The sequence below is a fragment of the Couchioplanes azureus genome (assembly GCF_014648355.1).
In the GTDB taxonomy this organism is placed as follows: domain Bacteria; phylum Actinomycetota; class Actinomycetes; order Mycobacteriales; family Micromonosporaceae; genus Actinoplanes; species Actinoplanes azureus.
This window is the reverse complement of sequence record NZ_BMQY01000003.1, coordinates 14,167-31,351: the sequence shown is the minus strand read 5'-3', so window position 1 is coordinate 31,351 and position 17,185 is coordinate 14,167. Positions and strand designations below refer to the sequence as shown.

The 17,185-nt window shown below is 73.8% G+C and carries 16 protein-coding genes and 1 riboswitch; of the genes, 15 read left to right on the top strand and 1 reads right to left on the bottom strand.

Annotation, left to right across the window (positions count from 1 at the left end):
- The first annotated feature begins 9 nt into the window (after positions 1 to 9).
- The 10 genes from pyrF to IEY99_RS11405 all read left to right on the top strand — a co-directional run bounded on the left by pyrF (position 10) and on the right by IEY99_RS11405 (position 10,925).
- Entirely contained in the window at positions 10 to 840 is an 831-nt protein-coding gene (gene pyrF / locus IEY99_RS11450) for an orotidine-5'-phosphate decarboxylase (RefSeq protein ID WP_189202289.1), read from the top strand.
- A 183-nt stretch (positions 841 to 1,023) separates the two neighbouring features.
- Positions 1,024 to 1,341, top strand: coding sequence for an integration host factor, actinobacterial type (mihF, locus tag IEY99_RS11445; protein WP_071807771.1), 318 nt, complete (start codon positions 1,024 to 1,026; stop codon positions 1,339 to 1,341).
- A gap of 32 nt (positions 1,342 to 1,373) precedes the next feature.
- A complete protein-coding gene (gmk, locus tag IEY99_RS11440; RefSeq protein ID WP_189202287.1) occupies positions 1,374 to 1,973 on the top strand; it encodes a guanylate kinase in 600 nt (199 codons plus the stop codon).
- A gap of 49 nt (positions 1,974 to 2,022) precedes the next feature.
- Entirely contained in the window at positions 2,023 to 2,286 is a 264-nt protein-coding gene (rpoZ, locus tag IEY99_RS11435) for a DNA-directed RNA polymerase subunit omega (RefSeq protein WP_071807772.1), read from the top strand.
- A gap of 85 nt (positions 2,287 to 2,371) precedes the next feature.
- The gene (gene coaBC, locus IEY99_RS11430) at positions 2,372 to 3,595 is read left to right on the top strand and encodes a bifunctional phosphopantothenoylcysteine decarboxylase/phosphopantothenate--cysteine ligase CoaBC (RefSeq protein ID WP_189202285.1); all 1,224 of its coding nucleotides are present in this window, start codon (positions 2,372 to 2,374) and stop codon (positions 3,593 to 3,595) included.
- Positions 3,596 to 3,671: 76 nt separating this feature from the next.
- On the top strand, positions 3,672 to 4,862 hold the full coding sequence (gene metK / locus IEY99_RS11425) for a methionine adenosyltransferase (protein WP_189202283.1): 1,191 nt from the start codon (positions 3,672 to 3,674) through the stop codon (positions 4,860 to 4,862).
- Between the two features lie 319 nt (positions 4,863 to 5,181).
- The gene (locus IEY99_RS11420) at positions 5,182 to 7,482 is read left to right on the top strand and encodes a primosomal protein N' (protein WP_189202281.1); all 2,301 of its coding nucleotides are present in this window, start codon (positions 5,182 to 5,184) and stop codon (positions 7,480 to 7,482) included.
- A gap of 178 nt (positions 7,483 to 7,660) precedes the next feature.
- Entirely contained in the window at positions 7,661 to 8,218 is a 558-nt protein-coding gene (gene def / locus IEY99_RS11415) for a peptide deformylase (protein ID WP_189202279.1), read from the top strand.
- Between the two features lie 2 nt (positions 8,219 to 8,220).
- Positions 8,221 to 9,147: a methionyl-tRNA formyltransferase gene (fmt, locus tag IEY99_RS11410; protein ID WP_189203520.1), complete on the top strand. Its 927-nt coding sequence runs from the start codon at positions 8,221 to 8,223 to the stop codon at positions 9,145 to 9,147.
- Positions 9,144 to 10,925, top strand: coding sequence for an RsmB/NOP family class I SAM-dependent RNA methyltransferase (locus IEY99_RS11405; RefSeq protein WP_229798509.1), 1,782 nt, complete (start codon positions 9,144 to 9,146; stop codon positions 10,923 to 10,925). The genes fmt and IEY99_RS11405 overlap by 4 nt, the downstream gene beginning before the upstream one ends.
- Before the next feature lie 382 nt (positions 10,926 to 11,307).
- Here IEY99_RS11405 and IEY99_RS11400 read toward each other — a convergent pair whose 3' ends face one another.
- On the bottom strand, positions 11,308 to 12,177 hold the full coding sequence (locus IEY99_RS11400; RefSeq protein WP_189202277.1) for a septum formation family protein: 870 nt from the start codon (positions 12,175 to 12,177) through the stop codon (positions 11,308 to 11,310).
- A gap of 64 nt (positions 12,178 to 12,241) precedes the next feature.
- On the opposite strand from IEY99_RS11400, the gene rpe reads away from it, so the two are divergent.
- The 5 genes from rpe (at position 12,242) to IEY99_RS11375 (ending at position 17,185) form a co-directional block, all read left to right on the top strand.
- Positions 12,242 to 12,919: a ribulose-phosphate 3-epimerase gene (gene rpe, locus IEY99_RS11395; protein ID WP_189202275.1), complete on the top strand. Its 678-nt coding sequence runs from the start codon at positions 12,242 to 12,244 to the stop codon at positions 12,917 to 12,919.
- Complete coding sequence (locus tag IEY99_RS11390) at positions 12,916 to 13,935, top strand: GGDEF domain-containing response regulator (protein WP_189202273.1); 1,020 nt, start codon at positions 12,916 to 12,918, stop codon at positions 13,933 to 13,935. Before rpe ends, IEY99_RS11390 begins: the two co-directional genes overlap by 4 nt.
- Positions 13,936 to 13,992: 57 nt before the next feature.
- Positions 13,993 to 14,175, top strand: a riboswitch (FMN riboswitch).
- Between the two features lie 130 nt (positions 14,176 to 14,305).
- Entirely contained in the window at positions 14,306 to 15,388 is a 1,083-nt protein-coding gene (gene ribD, locus IEY99_RS11385) for a bifunctional diaminohydroxyphosphoribosylaminopyrimidine deaminase/5-amino-6-(5-phosphoribosylamino)uracil reductase RibD (protein WP_189202271.1), read from the top strand.
- Positions 15,388 to 15,990 carry a riboflavin synthase gene (locus IEY99_RS11380; protein ID WP_189202269.1) on the top strand — a complete coding sequence of 201 codons (603 nt, stop codon included), beginning with the start codon at positions 15,388 to 15,390 and terminating at the stop codon, positions 15,988 to 15,990. Before ribD ends, IEY99_RS11380 begins: the two co-directional genes overlap by 1 nt.
- Positions 15,980 to 17,185: a bifunctional 3,4-dihydroxy-2-butanone-4-phosphate synthase/GTP cyclohydrolase II gene (locus IEY99_RS11375; RefSeq protein WP_189202267.1), complete on the top strand. Its 1,206-nt coding sequence runs from the start codon at positions 15,980 to 15,982 to the stop codon at positions 17,183 to 17,185. The genes IEY99_RS11380 and IEY99_RS11375 overlap by 11 nt, the downstream gene beginning before the upstream one ends.

Genomic DNA, 17,185 nt, shown 5'->3' with positions numbered 1-17,185 from the left:
ATCGCCCCCATGGAGACCTTCGGACGACGGCTGCGCGCCGCCATGGATGCCCGGGGACCGCTATGCGTCGGCATCGATCCCCATGCCGCTCTGCTGGCTCGCTGGGGACTGCCGGACGACGCCGCCGGCCTGGAACGCTTCAGCTTTACGGTTGTCGAAGCACTGGCCGATCGGGTCGCCGTTCTGAAGCCGCAGTCGGCGTTTTTCGAGAGATTTGGATCACGTGGCATCGCGATCCTCGAGTCAATTATCCGACAGTCACGAGAGGCCGGCGCGCTGGTGCTCCTGGACGTCAAAAGGGGCGACATCGGCTCGACGATGGCCGCGTACGCGAGCGCCTATCTCGATCCGGACAGTTCACTGTGTGCTGACGCGATTACTGTGAGTCCCTATCTCGGCGTCGGCTCGCTGCGGCCGGCGTTCGACGCGGCGGCCGCGAACGGCGGCGGTGTCTTCGTCCTGGCGCTCACCTCCAACCCCGAGGGCCCGTCCGTCCAACATGCCCGCACGGCCGCCGGCCCGACCGTCGCGCAGACCGTCATCGACGAGATTTCCCAGCTCAACGCAGGTGCGAGCGAACTCGGAAGCGTCGGGCTGGTGGTCGGCGCGACGATCGGCGAGACCGGACACGACCTCTCCGCGGTCAACGGCCCGCTGCTCGCGCCGGGCCTCGGGGCGCAGGGCGGCGACCCCGCCGGGCTCGCGGCGATCTTCGGCGGGAGCCTGCGGAACGTGCTGCCGTCGTACTCACGCGAGGTTCTCTCGGCGGGACCGGACACGGGCGCGCTGCGGGCCGCCGCGGACCGTGCCGCGGCCGCCTGCGGGGCCGTGATCGGGTGAAACGGGCCGCCTACCAGGCCCGGCCGCACGCCGGTGGGGGGTACCCCCACGTTGCCGAAAGCGCCGTTGACCGCTAGTTTTCCCGGCGCCGGGAACCACATGCCCCTTTGGTTCCATGGCACACCACGTTTCACAGATGCGCCGGTATTCGCTACCGACGCGATAGGGACCTGAGGAGAACTGGTGCCGCTCCCGTCACTGAGCCCCGAGCAGCGTGCCGCCGCGCTGGAGAAGGCTGCGGAGATTCGCAAGGCCCGGGCCGAGCTGAAGGATCAGCTCAAGTCTGGCAAGACCACCCTCGCCGCCGTGCTCGACCGGGCCGAGGGCGACGACGTCGTCGGCAAGCTGAAGGTCTCGGCCGTGCTCCAGGCGCTGCCGGGCATCGGCAAGATCCGGGCTACCCAGATCATGGAGAAGCTCAAGATCGCCGACAGCCGTCGCCTTCGTGGCCTCGGCGAGCAGCAGCGTAAGGCCCTCCTGGGGGAGTTCGCTGCGAACTGACTCACCGGCTCGTGTTGAATGAGCCTGTGAGCATGGATGACGACGCGCGCCCGGCGGCCCGACTCACCGTCCTGTCCGGCCCCTCGGGGGTGGGCAAGGACAGCGTGATCGAGCTGATCCGGGCGCGCTCGCCATGGATCAAGCTGTCGGTGTCGGTGACCACGCGCAAGAAGCGCGACTACGAGACCGACGGTGAGCACTATCACTTCGTCACGCGCTCGGAGTTCCAGCGCCTCGTCGACGGCGACCAGCTCCTGGAGTGGGCGGAGTTCGCCGGCAACCTCTACGGCACGCCCCGGGCGCAGGTCGAGGGCTGGCTGTCGCAGGGCCGGCCGGTGCTGCTGAAGATCGACCTCCAGGGCGCCCGCCAGGTCCGCGCCTCGATGCCGGACGCGCAGCTCGTCTTCCTGGCCCCGCCCAGCGTCGAGGAGCTCCGCCGCCGCCTCATCGGCCGCGGCACCGACGACGAGGAGACCATCCGCCGCCGCCTCGCCCACGCCGACGAGGAGCTGGCCGCGGAGAAGGAATTCGACCGTACCGTGGTCAACGACTTCGTCGAGCGCGCCGCGGACGAGCTGGTAGGATTGCTCGGTTCGTCATTCCTGACCCCCGCACAGGCGCCGGAGTCGTAGGAGCGCGAACCCGCAGGCTCAGCTCCCGAATCGTGAGGAAATCAATTCCGTGGGAACCATCGCCAACCCCGAAGGCATCACCAACCCGCCGATCGACGAGCTGCTCGACAAGACCTCGTCGAAGTACTCGCTGGTGATCTTCGCGGCCAAGCGCGCCCGCCAGGTCAACGCCTACTACAGCCAGCTCGGTGAGGGTCTCCTCGAGTACGTCGGCCCCCTGGTGGAGACGACGCCCCAGGAGAAGCCGCTCTCCATCGCGATGCGTGAGATCAACGCGGGGTTGCTCACCGCCGAGGCCACCGACCAGCCCTGAGCGCCCTCCGGGCACTTGCGAGCAGGTTCCGACCCGCGTCCGCTCTGCTGCGGCCGCGGGTCTTCTCGTACGACGGGAGTAGGTCATGACCGAGGTCGTACTCGGCGTGTGCGGCGGCATCGCCGCCTACAAGGCCTGTGAGCTGCTGCGGCTCTTCACCGAATCCGGACACGGGGTCAGGGTCGTCCCGACCGCCTCGGCGCTGCGCTTCGTCGGCGAGCCCACCTGGTCGGCGCTGTCCGGCCGGCCGGTCACCGCCGAGGTCTGGGCGGACGTGCACGAGGTGCCGCACGTGCGGATCGGCCGGCAGGCCGAGCTCGTCGTGGTGGCGCCCGCCACCGCCGACGTGCTCGCCAAGGCCGCCCACGGCATCGCGGACGACCTGCTCACCAACACGCTGCTGACGGCGACCTGCCCGGTGGTCTTCGCCCCCGCGATGCACACCGAGATGTGGGAGAACCCCGCCACCCGGGCCAACGTGGCCACGCTGCGCCGCCGCGGCCACGTCGTCATCGAGCCCGCGGTCGGCCGGCTGACCGGTGCCGACACCGGCAAGGGGCGGCTGCCCGACCCCGAGGAGATCTTCACGACCGCGCTGCGGGTGCTGCGGCGCGGCGCCGCCGCCGGCGCCGACCTGGCCGGTCGGCACGTGGTGGTCACCGCGGGCGGCACCCGGGAGCCGCTCGACCCGGTCCGCTTCCTCGGCAACCGGTCCTCGGGCAAGCAGGGGTACGCCCTCGCCCGCGCGGCGGTCGCCCGCGGGGCCCGGGTGACCTTGATTGCGGCGAACGTCACACTGGGCACCCCGGCGGGCGCCGACCTCGTGACCGTCGGCACGACCGAGGAGCTGCGCAAGGCCACCGTCGAGGCCGCCGCGGGGGCCGACGTCGTGGTCATGGCCGCCGCCCCGGCCGACTTCCGCCCCGCCGACCGGGCCGAACACAAGATCAAGAAGACGGAGGGCGGCGCGGCGCCGACCATCGCACTGGTCAACAACCCGGACATCGCGGCCGAGATCGGTGCGGCCAAGGGACCCGGTCAACTGCTGGTGGCCTTCGCCGCCGAGACGCGCGACGCGCTGGAGAACGCCCGCGGCAAGCTCACCCGGAAACGCGCGGACCTCATCGTCGTTAACGAGGTGGGCACCGACCTGGTCTTCGGCGCCGACCACAACACGGTGACCATCCTGGGCGCCGACGGCAGCACCCGGCAGCTCGGCGAACTCCCCAAAGACGATGTGGCCGATGCGATATGGGACGAGGTCGTGTCGCGCCTCGCGCCGCAGGCCAAGCAGGATGGGACGGCGTGAGGCCGGGCCCCCACCCCCGACGCCGCGGCGACTACACTGCCGCGGAACGAACCTTCGACGAAATCTGAGGAGCACCGTGGCACGCCGCCTGTTCACTTCCGAGTCGGTCACGGAAGGCCACCCGGACAAGATCGCTGACCAGATCAGCGACGGTATTCTCGACGCCCTGCTCTCGCAGGACCCGCGCAGCCGCGTCGCGGTGGAGACCCTGATCACGACCGGTCAGGTGCACGTCGCCGGCGAGGTGACGACCCAGGCGTACGCCGACATCCCCAGCATCGTGCGCGAGACCATCCTCGGCATCGGTTACGACTCGTCGAAGAAGGGCTTCGACGGCGCCTCCTGCGGCGTCAGCGTCTCCATCGGCTCGCAGTCGCCCGACATCGCCCAGGGCGTCGACAGCGCGGTCGAGCTGCGCGAGGGCAACTCCGAGCACGTCCTCGACGCCCAGGGCGCCGGCGACCAGGGCATGATGTTCGGCTTCGCCTGCTCGGAGACCCCCGAGCTGATGCCGCTGCCGATCGCCCTCGCGCACCGCCTGGCCCGTCGCCTGTCGGCCGCGCGCAAGGACGGCACGATCCCCTACCTGCGCCCGGACGGCAAGACCCAGGTCACCATCGAGTACGACGGCCTGCGCCCGGTCCGCCTCGACACGGTCGTCGTGTCGTCGCAGCACGCCGCGGACATCTCGCTCGAGTCGCTGCTGACCCCGGACGTCCGCGAGCACGTCATCGCCCCCGAGCTCGAGGGCCTGGGCCTGGACACCGAGGGCTACCGGCTGCTGGTCAACCCGACCGGCCGCTTCGAGATCGGCGGCCCGATGGGCGACGCCGGCCTCACCGGTCGCAAGATCATCGTCGACACGTACGGCGGCTACGCCCGCCACGGCGGCGGCGCGTTCTCCGGCAAGGACCCGTCCAAGGTGGACCGCTCCGCGGCGTACGCGATGCGCTGGGTCGCCAAGAACGTGGTGGCCGCCGGCCTCGCCGAGCGTTGCGAGACCCAGGTCGCGTACGCGATCGGCAAGGCGCACCCGGTCAGCCTCTTCGTCGAGACGTTCGGCACCGAGAACGTCCCGGTCGAGCGGATCGAGAAGGCCATCAACGAGGTCTTCGACCTGCGCCCGGCCGCGATCATCCGCGACCTCGACCTGCTCCGCCCGATCTACGCGCAGACCGCGGCCTACGGCCACTTCGGCCGCGAGCTTCCGGAGCTGCTCTGGGAGAACACGGACCGCGCCCAGGACCTCAAGTCCGCGGCGGCCTGATCCAGGCCACCACGCCCGGCCGGCCGAGTCCACCGGCCGGGTCGAAGGTCCGATCGCAATGACACGGCAGAAGGGTGCCCCGGCCGAGCCCGGGGCACCCTCGCCGTTTCCCGGCGTTGCGGAGCCCTCGGCTCAGCCGGCGCTGTTCGCCGGGGGAGGCGTTGGGGAGTCTTCGGCTCAGTCGGCGCTGTTCGCCGGGGGAGGCGTTGGGGAGTCTTCGGCTCAGTCGGCGCTGTTCGCCGGGGGAGGCGTTGGGGAGTCTTCGGCTCGGCCCGCGGCGGGCGCGGAGGATGTCGTACCCCGGCGCAAGAATGGCCGCGTGGCGACGAAGGGCGGGGAGCGGGAACCGGCGGCGACGCTGCCGGTCGGCCGCGTCTGCGTCGACGTTCCCCTGCCGCACCTCGACCGGCCCTTCGACTACCTCGTCTCCGCGGCCGACGACGCCGCCGCGCAGCCCGGCGTGCGGGTGAAGGTGCGGTTCGCGGGCCAGATGGTCAGCGGCTTCCTGCTCGAGCGGGTGGATTCCAGCTCGCACGCCAAGCTCGCCTATGTGGACAAGGTGGTCTCGCCCGAGCGGGTCCTCGACCCGGAGATCGCCCGGCTTGCCCGCGCGATCGCCGATCGATATTCCGGAAATCTCCCGGACGTCCTGCGCTTGGCGGTCCCACCCCGGCACGCCCGCGTCGAGGCGGAGAGCACCCCCGCGGTCGCCACCAGAGCGGCCACCACGAGCCCCGCAGCCGCCGTCGCGCCCCCCACGAGCGCCGCAGCCGCCGTCGCGCCCACCACGAGCGCCGCAGCCGCCGTCGCGCCCACCACCACGGACGCTGCCGCCGCCGTGGCCTCCACCGCCGCCGCGATCGCCGCGGACGCCGGGATCGCCGCCGCCGTGGCCGCCACGGACGACGCCATTGCCGCTACCGGCACGGCGGCCGCCGAGACCACCACCGGCGCGGCCGCCGATCCTGTCGGGCCTCCCGGTCCTGACGTGCCGGCCGGTCTCGTCGCGTCCGCCGATGCTGCGGCGCCGGGTGGCCGTGCCGGGTCCGCCACGTTCTCCGATGCCGACGGCGGGAGTGGCTGGGGCGCCTATCGCGCCGGCGTTCCCTTTCTTCGTGCGCTGGCCCAGGGGAGGGCGGCGCGAGCCGTGTGGTCCGCGTTGCCCGGGGAGGACTGGCCGGCCCGGATCGCCGAGGCCGCGGCGGCCACCGTGCGGGCGGGGCGGGGCGTGGTCGTCGTGGTGGCGGACGCCCGCGATCTCGACCGGCTCGACCGGGCGCTGACCGCCGCGCTCGGGGACGGACGGCATGTGGCGCTGCACGCCGCGGCCGGGCCCTCCGAGCGGTACCGGAGGTTCCTCGCGGCGAGCCGCCACCAGGTTCCCGTGGTCGCCGGGACGCGGGCGGCCATGTTCGCCCCGGTCGCCGATCTCGGGCTCGTGGTCATCTGGGACGACGGCGACGACCTGCACGCCGAGCCGCGGGCGCCCTATCCGCACGCGCGGGAGGTGCTGCTCACCCGGGCCCAGCTGGCCGGGTGCGCTGCGCTCGTCGGGGGCTTCGCGCGTACGGGAGAAGCGCAGTTGCTCCTGGAAACCGGCTGGGCGAAGGAGATCACGGCCAGCCGGGACGTGCTGCGGGCGCGCTGTCCCGTGATCGCGCCCACGGGTGACGATCCGCAGCTCGCCCGGGACCCGGGGGCGGTGACCGCGCGGTTGCCGAGCCTGGCCTGGCAGACCGCCCGGCAGGCGTTGCAGTCCGGCGCGCCGGTGCTCGTCCAGGTGCCCCGGCGGGGCTACCTGCCGTCGGTGGCCTGCGCCGAGTGCCGTACGCCCGCGCGGTGCCCGCACTGTTCGGGGCCGCTGGGGCTGGCCGGTGCCCGCTCGGTGCCGGCCTGCCACTGGTGCGGGCGCGCGGCCGCCGCGTACGCGTGTCCGGCCTGCGGTGGCCGCCGCCTGCGCGCCTCGGTGACCGGCGCCCGGCGGACGGCCGAGGAACTGGGGCGCGCCTTTCCCGGCGTGCCCGTGCGCACCTCCGGGCGGGACGAGATCCTCGACACCGTCCCGGGTGACGCCGCGGTGGTCGTGGCCACGCCGGGCGCCGAGCCGATCGCCGAGGGCGGGTACGGCGCGGTGCTGCTGCTGGACACCTGGGCGCTGCTGACCCGTGCCGACCTGCGCGCGGCCGAGGAGACGATGCGGCGGTGGCTGTCCGCCGCCGCGCTCGCCCGGCCGGGCCCGGCGGGTGGACGGGTCGTGGTGGTCGCGGACGGGTCGCTCGCCCCCGTGCAGGCGCTGCTGCGTTGGGATCCGGGCTGGTTCGCGGCCCGCGAGCTGGCCGAACGCCGTGAGCTGCGGTTTCCCCCGGCGGCCCGGTTCGCCAGCCTCACCGGCCGGGCGGAGGCGGTCGCCGAGCTGCTCGCGGCGGCCCGCCTGCCCGGCGACGCGGAGGTGCTCGGGCCCGTGCCGGCCCCCGACGAGCAGGAACGCATGCTGGTGCGCGTCTCCCGCAGCCACGCCGCCGCACTCGCCCGCGCCCTGCACGAGGCCGCCGCGGTACGCAGCGCCAAGAAGGCAGCACTGCCGGTACGCGTCCAGATCGACCCGGCGGAGCTGTTGTGAGCCGAGCGGCGCGGGTCGCCGGGACCGGTCACGGCAGCCGGTCTCGCCGCGTCCCGTTGTCCACAGCTCGCCTTACCGCGACCGGTTGTCCACAGCCCGGGACGGGCGACTCTTCCGGTCCCGCCGGGCTCCGTAGACTGAGGGCACCCCGTCTTCGGCGAGTCAGGAGTGGCACCGCGTGACCGTCCAGCCCATCCGTCTCTTCGGCGATCCGGTGCTGCGCACGCAGGCCGACCCGGTCACCGACTTCGACAAGGAACTGCGCACCCTCGTGAAGGACCTCACCGACACCATGCTCGACGAGGGCGGCGCGGGCCTGGCCGCCCCGCAGCTCGGCGTCGGGCTGCGGGTGTTCGCCTTCGACGTCGACGACGTGGTGGGTCACATCGTCAACCCGGTGCTTAGCTTCCCCGACGACGAGGAGCAGGACGGTCCGGAGGGCTGCCTGTCCATCCCCGGTGTCTACGTCGACACCAAGCGCCGCCAGAACGTGGTCGCGGAGGGCTTCAACCAGCACGGCGACCCGATCCGCCTGGTCGGCACCGGGCTCATGGCCCGCTGTGTGCAGCACGAGACCGATCACCTCGACGGGGTGCTGTTCCTCGACCGCCTCGACGCCGCCGCCCGGAAGGACGCGATGAAGCAGATCCGCTCCGCCGACTGGTACGACGCCGGCAACCCGCCCGTGGTCAAGGCGAGCCCGCACGGCCGCGGCATCTTCGGCCTGGGGCGGTGACCATGCGCCTGGTCTTCGCCGGTACGCCGGAGGTCACCCTGCCGTCCCTCGACGCCATCGCGGCGTCCTCGCACGAGCTGGTCGCCGTGGTGACCCGCCCGGACGCCCCGGCCGGGCGGGGCCGGCGGCTGGTCCGCTCGCCCGCCGGTGCCTGGGCCGACGAGCGCGGCATCGAGGTGCTCACCCCGCAGCGGCCGCGGGAGCCCGAGTTCCAGGAGCGGTTGCGCGAGCTGGCACCGGACTGCGTGCCCGTGGTCGCGTACGGCGCCCTGGTGCCGCCGCCCGCCCTGGCGATCCCGCGCCACGGCTGGATCAACCTGCACTTCTCGCTGCTGCCCGCCTGGCGCGGCGCCGCGCCGGTGCAGCACGCCGTCCTGCACGGCGACGAGGTCACCGGCGCGAGCGTGTTCGAACTGGAGGAGGGCATGGACACCGGCCCGGTGTACGGCACCCTCACCGAGCGGATCCGCGCCACCGACACCTCCGGCGACCTGCTGGGCCGCCTCGCGACCGAGGGCGCGGGGCTCCTCGTCGCGGTCCTCGACGCGATCGAGGCCGGCACGGCCCGGGCCCACCCGCAGCCCGCGGACGGCGTGAGCATGGCCCCGAAGATCACGGTCGACGATGCGCGGGTCCGCTGGGACGACCCGGCGTTCGCGGTCGACCGGCGCATCCGCGCCTGCACGCCCGCGCCCGGCGCGTGGACGACCCTGCGTGGCGAGCGGCTCAAGCTCGGCCCGGTGCGCCCGGTCGCCAACGCGGCCGCGCTCAAGCCGGGCGAGCTGCTGGTGGAGCGCACCCAGGTGCTCGCCGGCACGGCCACCACCCCGGTGATCCTCGGCGAGGTCCGGGCCGCCGGCAAGAAGCCCATGTCCGCGAGCGACTGGGCGCGCGGCCTGCGGATCAACCCGGGAGAGCAGCTTCAGTGAGCGCCGAGCACCGCGCCGACCGCCCGGACAACCCGGAGCCCCGCGCCGACCGCCCGACCGGTCCCGAGCCCCGCGCCGATCGCCCGACCGGTCCCGAGCCCCGCGCCGATCGCCCGACCGGTCCCGAGCCCCGCGCCGATCGCCCGACCGGTCCCGAGCCCCGCGCCGAGCGGCCGGGTGGTTCCGAGCCCGGCGCTGACCGCTCGGGTGGTTCCGGGCCTCGCGCCGAGCGGCCGGGCGGAGCCCAGGCTCGTGCCGACCGTGCGGGTGGGTCTCGTGGCGACCGCCCGGGTGGTGCCGAGCACCGCGCCGACCGGCCGCACAACTCCGGGCGTCCCCGGCGTCCCGGCGGGCCCGGCTACGGCCGGACCCAGGAGCGTGACGCCCGCACCGGCCGGGGACCGCGCGCCGGCCGGCCGCCGTCGGATCCGGCACGGCAGGCCGCGTACGAGGCGATCGCCGCCGTGCACCGCGACGACGCGTACGCGAACCTGGTGCTCGGCGACATCCTGCGCGGCATGGGACTGCACGGGCGGGACGCGGCGTTCGCGACCGAGCTCACCTACGGCACCCTGCGCGCGGTCGGCACCCTCGACCTGATCATCGCGGCGGCGGCCGGGCGGGACGTGGCGCGCATCGACCCGCCGGCCCGGGACGCGCTGCGGCTCGGCGCCTACCAGTTGCTGTTCACCCGGGTTCCCGCGCATGCCGCCGTGAACCAGACCGTGGACCTGGTGCGCTCGGTTGCGCCGGGCGCGGCGGGGTTCGCCAACGCGGTCATGCGCGGCATCTCGGAGACCGGTCTCGACGACTGGCTGGCCCGGGTCGCGCCCGCGTACGACGCGGATCCGGTCGGGCACCTCGCGGTGGTCCACCATCACCCGGAGTGGATCATCCGGGCGTTCGCCGAGGCGCTGGGCGGTGACCTGGACGACACCGCGCGCCTGCTGCTGGAGGACAACCAGCCGCCGGGGGTGCACCTGTGCGCCCGTCCGGGCCGGGCCGACGCGGTCGAGCTCGCGGACGCCGTGGACGGGGTGCCGGGGGCGTTCTCCCCGTACGCGGTCTACCTGCACGGCGGTGCGCCCTCGGACATCGCCGCGGTGCGTGACGGCCGGGCGCACGTGCAGGACGAGGGTTCCCAACTCGTCGCCGCCGCGCTGCTCGCCGCGCCGATCGAGGGCCGCGACACCCGCTGGCTCGACCTGTGCGCCGGGCCGGGCGGCAAGGCGGGTCTGCTCGGCTCGATCGCCGCGCAGCGCGGTGCCGAGGTCACCGCGGTCGAGGTCGCCGACCATCGGGCCCGGCTGGTCGAGCAGGCCACCGCCGGGCTGCCGGTCACCGTTCTGCCGACCGACGGGCGTACGGTCGGCCGCGATCCCGACCTGCCCGAGGAGTCGTTCGACCGGGTCCTGGTCGACGCGCCCTGCACCGGCCTGGGCTCGCTGCGCCGGCGTCCCGAGTCGCGCTGGCGCCGCCAGCCGGCCGACCTGCCGCCGCTGACCCGGCTGCAGCGCGAGCTGCTGGTCGCGGCGCTGCGGGCGGTCCGCCCGGGCGGCGTGGTGGCCTACGTCACCTGCTCGCCGCACATGGTGGAGACCCAGGTGACGGTCACCGAGGGCTCGCGGCGCAGCGGCGTCGAGGTGGACTTCGTGGACGCGCGGCCGCTCCTGCCGCCGGGCATGCCGAAGCTGGGGTCGGGCCCCACGGTCCAGCTCTGGCCGCACCGGCACGGCACGGACGCCATGTTCCTGGCGGTCCTGCGCCGCACGAGCTGAGGGCCGGCAGGCCCGGCCGCCCGGGCCGGGGCTGTGGCGGGGCCGGGTCGCCCGGGCCGGGGCTGTGGCGGGGCCGGGTCGCCCGGGCCGGGGCTGTGGCGGGGCCGGGTCGCCCGGGCCGGGGCTGTGGCGGGGCCGGGTCGCCCGGGCCGGGGCCGTGGCGGGGCCGGGTCGCCCAACAGGCCCGGCAGCACAAGCCGAAGCCGTGGCAGGCCCGGCAGCACAAGCCGAAGCCCTGGGGGGCAGGCGCCCAAGCCGAAGCCGGGCCGCAGAGGCCGACGCCGCCGCGGGGCCGGCCGCACAAGCCGAGCCGCAGTGCGACAGACCGCGCAACGAAGCGCTACCGGACGAGAATGGGCGGAGAGCTGCGGCAAGCGGCCGGTCAGTCGAGCGGGAGGGCCTCGGGGCCGGCGTTCTCGAGTGAGCGCGTCAGCGTGCGCTCGGCGAAGTAGACGAAGCAGCGCACCCGCCGCTCGCCGGCCAGCCACTCCGTACGCGTCGGATTGTAGGAGATCCAGCCGCTTCGGTACTGCATGTCCGAGTCGTCCGGCACCGCGGCGAAGCGGGCGATCACGCTGCGGCAGGCCGCCGCGGCGCGGGCGGTTCCGGCCTGCAGCTGCGCGTACGAGACGTCCGGCGCGTGCCACAGCCCGGCGAACTCGGCGCGGTGCTTCCCGGTGCACGGCACCGGGCGCATCTCGGTCACCGTCTCGCCCTCGACGGCCGGGTCGAAGCAGCCCAGGCGCAGGGGCGACGGCCCGGCCAGCTCGCCCTCGAGGCTGCCGCGCCGGCCACTCTGACCGTACCCGTCGAGGTCGGACTGGGTGACGTCGCAGCGGAACCAGCGCGCCCCGCCGGACCAGGCGCGCCGGGTCGGCCACACCACGTGCACCGCGATGCCGGCGGTGCGCCAGTCCCCACCGAGGAAGTCCTCCGCCTGCGCCGAGCATTCCCGGTAGGCGGCCCTCGCGCCCGCCGTGCCCGGCGCGGGCGGCACGTCGGTGCCGGGCGGGGTACCGACGTGGAAGGTCTCGCTGACGTGGACCTCGTCGCAGTCGGCCGGCCGGTCGTCGCCGGGTCCGGCGGTCGGTGCCAGCTCGTCGTGGCACACGCCCGCCGCCGGGCGGTAGGGCGCCGGCGCCGGTGGCGGGGCCCAGTCGTCGGTGAGGTCGCCGTCCGCGCCGCCCGGGGGCGCGCCGGTGCATCCGGCGGTGAGCACCACCGCCGTCAGCGCCATGGCCACCCGCCGCATGCCGTCCTCCCGGAGAACACCATGAGTATCCCGGCCCGGCGGAAGAAGGCCATACACTTCAGCGGTGGAGTCATCCCCGATCATCGCCCCCAGCATCCTGGCCGCCGACTTCGCGCACCTCGCGGACGCGGTGCACGACATCGAGGGTGCCGCCGACTGGGTGCACGTCGACGTCATGGACAACCATTTCGTTCCCAACCTGACCATCGGCCTGCCGGTCGTGCAGAGCCTGCGCAAGGCGACGACGATCCCGTTCGACGTGCATCTCATGATCGCCGACCCGGAGCGCTGGGCGCCCGGGTACGCCGAGGCCGGCGCCTACAACGTCACCTTCCATGCCGAGGCCTGCGAGGACCCGGTGGCGCTGGCGAAGACGCTGCGAGCGGCCGGCGCGAAGGCGGGGCTCGCCATCGACCGGGACACCGCCGTCGAGCCGTACCTGGAGCTGCTGCCCTACGTGGACACCGTGCTCATCATGACGATCAAGGCGGGCTTCGGCGGCCAGAAGTTCCTGCCCGAGATGCTCGACAAGGTGCGTGACGTGCGCCGGCGGATCACCGCCAAGAATCTCCAGGTCCGCCTGGAGGTCGACGGCGGCATCGCGGCCGACACGATCGAGCAGGCCGCCGAGGCCGGCGCCGACGCGTTCGTCGCGGGCACGGCGGTCTACGGTGCCGAGGACCCCGCCGAGGCGGTCCGCAAGCTACGGGCGCTAGCCGCGCGCACCGCCGTACGAGCATGAGCACCGGCGTCGCGCGCCCGCCCGGTGACGGACCCGGCTCGGAGCCGGAGGACCGGCCCGACCTCGTCCTGGTCGTCGACGACGACGACGACATCGCCGGCTTCGTGGCCTTCAATCTCGAGGTGCACGGCTTCGAGGTGATGCGGGCCCGCGACGGCGAGGAGGCGCTCGAGCTGATGGAGAGCCGCCGCCCCGACCTGGCGGTCGTCGACTGGATGATGCCGCGGATGGACGGCGTGGAGCTGACCCGCCGGCTGCGCGCCGAGCCGCTCACCTCCGCCCTGCCGGTGATCATGCTGACCGCCAAGGCGATGACCGTGGACAAGGTCGTCGGCCTCACCGCCGGCGTCGACGACTACCTGGTCAAGCCCTTCGACACCGCGGAGCTGATCGCCCGGGTCTCCTCGACGCTGCGGCGCACCAAGGAGTTCCGCGAGGTGTCGCCGCTGACCGGCCTGCCCGGCAACGCCCGGGTGACCCGCGAGATCGCCGACCGGATGAAGGCCGGCGGGGACTTCTCCGTCGGCTACGTCGACATCGACCGCTTCAAGCCGGTCAACGACGTGTACGGCTTCGACCGTGGCGACGAGTTCATCACGGCCCTGGCCCGCAGCCTGCACCGGGCCGCGACCGCCGCCGGGCGCCCGCCGGTGTTCCTCGGCCACATCGGCGGTGACGACTTCGTCTTCATCTGCCATCCCGACCAGGTGCTGCCCCTGACCAAGCACATGGTCACCGACTTCGAGGCCACCGCCGACCGGCTCTACGACCCCGAGGACGCCCGCCGGGGCTACGTCGAGGTGCCGGACCGCCGCGGCGGCAAGCAGCGGGCCGCGCTGGTCACCCTCTCCATCGGCGTCGCGCAGTCCACCGCGGGCGGGCGGCCCTATCCCGACCACCGGGCGGTGGTCGCGGTCGCCTCCGAGATGAAGAAGGTGGCGAAGAGCCAGCCCGGCTCGTACGTGGCGATCGACCGCCGCCGCAGCGACTCGGAGAACATCGACGATCCGATGTGACGGGGATCGCCCTGTGTCATTTCGGCGCCGGCGTGCAAGACTGATCGGTAACCCACCACGCGCTGGCGGGACTCGGTGAAATTCCGAACCGGCGGTGATCCTCCCTTCGCGGGGAGGTAAGCCCGCGACCCGGACGTCGTTCGTCGGCGGACGGTGGACCTGGTGAGAATCCGGGGCCGACGGTTGATCGACCGGCACACACGCCGATCGGTCAGACAGTCCGGATGGGAGACAGCGCGCGGAGCAGGACCGGGGCTCGTCGCGGCGTGCCCGGCCCGGGGTGGCGCGAAGCGTCCCCTGATGTCCTGTTCTTATCGTTTCTCCCCTTCCCTCGGCGCGTGACCGTACCGCGCCAGGGAAAGGCACTGAGATGGTCACCGAGCACGAGGCGATGGGCCGCGCGATCGCGCTTGCCGCCCGTGGCCTCGGCACGACGAGCCCCAACCCGGTCGTCGGCTGCCTGCTGCTCGACCCGGACGGCGAGGTCGTCGGGGAGGGCTTCCATGTCTACGCGGGCGGGCCGCACGCGGAGATCGTGGCGCTCGCCCAGGCCGGCAAGCGGGCCCGGGGCGGCACCGCCGTCGTCACCCTCGAGCCCTGCAACCACACCGGGCGCACCGGCCCGTGCGCCCAGGCGCTGATCGCCGCCGGCATCCGGCGGGTGGTCATCGCCGTCGACGATCCCACGCCGGTCGCGACCGGGGGCGCGGCGACGCTGCGCGCCGCCGGGATCGAGATCGAGACGGGGGTACGCCGCGAGGAGGCCGAGGCCGGCAACGTCGCCTGGCTGACCGCGGTCCGCCGCGGCCGCCCGTTCGTGACGTGGAAGTACGCGGCCACCCTCGACGGGCGTTCGGCCGCGGCCGACGGCACCAGCATGTGGATCACCTCCGAGCCGGCCCGCGCCGACGTGCACCGCCTGCGCGCCACCGTGGACGCGATCGTCGTCGGCGTCGGCACCGTGCTCGCCGACGATCCCCAGCTCACCGTCCGGTATCTGCGCGACGGCAGCCTGGCGATCAAGCAGCCGCTGCGGGTGGTCGCCGACACCGCCGGGCGGACCCCGGCGAAGGCACGGGTGCGCGACGCCGCGGCCGAGAGCTGGATCGCCACGGCCGCCGAGGTGGGCACCGGCCCGGACGGCCGCCTCGACCTCTCCGCCCTGCTGACCCAGCTGTACGCCCGCGGCATCCGCGCGGTGCTGCTGGAGGGCGGTCCCACGCTGGCCGGCGCGTTCCTCGCCGCCGGGCTGGTCGACCGGGTCGTCGGATACGTCGCGCCGAAGCTGCTCGGCGCCGGCCGGCCCGCCCTGGTGGACGCGGGCATCGGCACCATCGCCGAGGCGATCGACCTGGACCTCACCGACATCGCGCAGATCGGCGCCGACCTGCGCTTCACCGCCACGCTGCGGCAGAAGCCGTCCGACCACCCCGCACCGGAAAGGGAGCTCTGATGTTCACCGGAATCGTCGAGGAACTCGGTGAGGTCGTGCACCTCACCGACGCGGGGGGAGACTCGGCGGTGCTCGCCGTCCGGGGGCCGCTCGTCACGTCGGACGCGCGGCACGGCGACTCGATCGCGGTCAACGGGGTCTGTCTCACGGTCCTGGACAGCGTCGACGGCGTGTTCACCGCGGACGTCATGGGTGAGACCCTGCGGCGCTCCTCGCTCGGCGCGCTGCGCGCCGGCAGCGCGGTCAACCTGGAGCGGGCCGCGACGGTCGGCAGCCGGCTCGGCGGCCACCTCGTGCAGGGCCACGTGGACGGCGTCGCCACGATCGTCGGCCGCGAGCCGGCCGACCAGTGGGAGGTGGTGACCTTCTCGTTGCCGCCGGAGCTGTCCCGCTACGTGGTGGAGAAGGGTTCGATCACCGTCGACGGCGTCTCGCTGACCGTCATGGCGGTGACCGCCGGCACGTTCAGCGTGGGGCTGATCCCGACCACGCTCAAGCTCACCGTCCTGGGGTCCAAGGACGTCGGCGACCCGGTCAACCTCGAGGTCGACGTCATCGCGAAGTATGTCGAGAAGATGCTGGGGGCACGTCATGCTGGATGACATCGAGAGGGCCGTCGCCGACATCGCCGCCGGCCGGCCGGTCATCGTCGTGGACGACGAGGACCGCGAGAACGAGGGCGACCTGATCTTCGCCGCCGAGCACGCCACGCCGGAGCTGCTGGCGTTCATGGTGCGCTACACCTCGGGGTACATCTGCGTGCCGCTCACCGAGGAGGAGGCCGACCGGCTCGACCTGCCGCCGATGTTCCACACCAACCAGGACCGGCGCGGCACGGCGTACACGGTCACCGTGGACGCCCGCGAGGGTGTGAGCACGGGCATCTCGGCCGCCGACCGGGCGCACACGATCCGGCTGCTGGCGAGCGCCGACACCCAGCCGACCGACCTGTCGCGTCCCGGTCACGTGGTGCCGCTGCGGGCCAAGCCCGGTGGCGTGCTGCGCCGGGCGGGGCACACCGAGGCCGCCATCGACCTGGCGGTGCTGGCGGGGCTGCGCCCGGCCGGCGTGCTCTGCGAGATGGTCAACGACGACGGCACCATGATGCGCCTGCCCGACCTCGAGAAGTTCGCCGTCGAGCACGACCTCGCGCTGATCAGCATCGCGGACCTGATCGCGTACCGGCGGCGGCACGACCGGCAGGTGGAGCGGGTCGTGGAGACCCGGCTGCCGACCGAGCACGGCGACTTCACCGCGGTGGGCTACCGCACCGGCGTCGACGGCGCCGAGCACGTCGCGCTGGTGTACGGCGACCTGGGCGCCGGCGACGACGTCCTGGTGCGCGTGCACTCGGAATGCCTCACCGGCGACGTCTTCGGCTCGGTGCGCTGCGACTGCGGGCCGCAGCTCGACGCCGCCCTGGAGCGGGTGGCGCAGGCCGGGCGCGGAGTCGTGCTCTACATGCGCGGGCACGAGGGCCGGGGCATCGGGCTGCTGCACAAGCTGCAGGCGTACCAGCTGCAGGATCGCGGCCTGGACACCGTGGACGCCAACCTGGAGCTGGGGCTGCCGGCCGACGCCCGCGACTACGGCACCGGCGCGCAGATCCTCTACGACCTGGGCGTGCGCTCGATGCGGCTGCTCACCAACAACCCGGCGAAGCGGGCCGGGCTGGAGGGGTACGGCCTGACGATCACCGGCCGCGAGGCGCTGCCCGTGCGGCTGCACCCGGAGAACGTCCGTTACCTGCGGACCAAGCGGGACCGTATGGGGCACCTGTTCGAGGCATTGGGCTGA

What these genes read in the sequence shown, in the direction of transcription:
- pyrF (WP_189202289.1), top strand. Translation starts at nt 10, where the DNA reads ATGGAGACCTTCGGACGACGGCTGCGCGCCGCCATGGATGCCCGGGGA.
- gmk (WP_189202287.1), top strand. Translation starts at nt 1,374, where the DNA reads ATGGATGACGACGCGCGCCCGGCGGCCCGACTCACCGTCCTGTCCGGC.
- coaBC (WP_189202285.1), top strand. Translation starts at nt 2,372, where the DNA reads ATGACCGAGGTCGTACTCGGCGTGTGCGGCGGCATCGCCGCCTACAAG.
- IEY99_RS11380 (WP_189202269.1), top strand. Translation starts at nt 15,388, where the DNA reads ATGTTCACCGGAATCGTCGAGGAACTCGGTGAGGTCGTGCACCTCACC.
- fmt (WP_189203520.1), top strand. Translation starts at nt 8,221, where the DNA reads ATGCGCCTGGTCTTCGCCGGTACGCCGGAGGTCACCCTGCCGTCCCTC.
- IEY99_RS11390 (WP_189202273.1), top strand. Translation starts at nt 12,916, where the DNA reads ATGAGCACCGGCGTCGCGCGCCCGCCCGGTGACGGACCCGGCTCGGAG.
- ribD (WP_189202271.1), top strand. Translation starts at nt 14,306, where the DNA reads ATGGTCACCGAGCACGAGGCGATGGGCCGCGCGATCGCGCTTGCCGCC.
- IEY99_RS11400 (WP_189202277.1), bottom strand. Translation starts at nt 12,177, where the DNA reads ATGCGGCGGGTGGCCATGGCGCTGACGGCGGTGGTGCTCACCGCCGGA.
- IEY99_RS11375 (WP_189202267.1), top strand. Translation starts at nt 15,980, where the DNA reads ATGCTGGATGACATCGAGAGGGCCGTCGCCGACATCGCCGCCGGCCGG.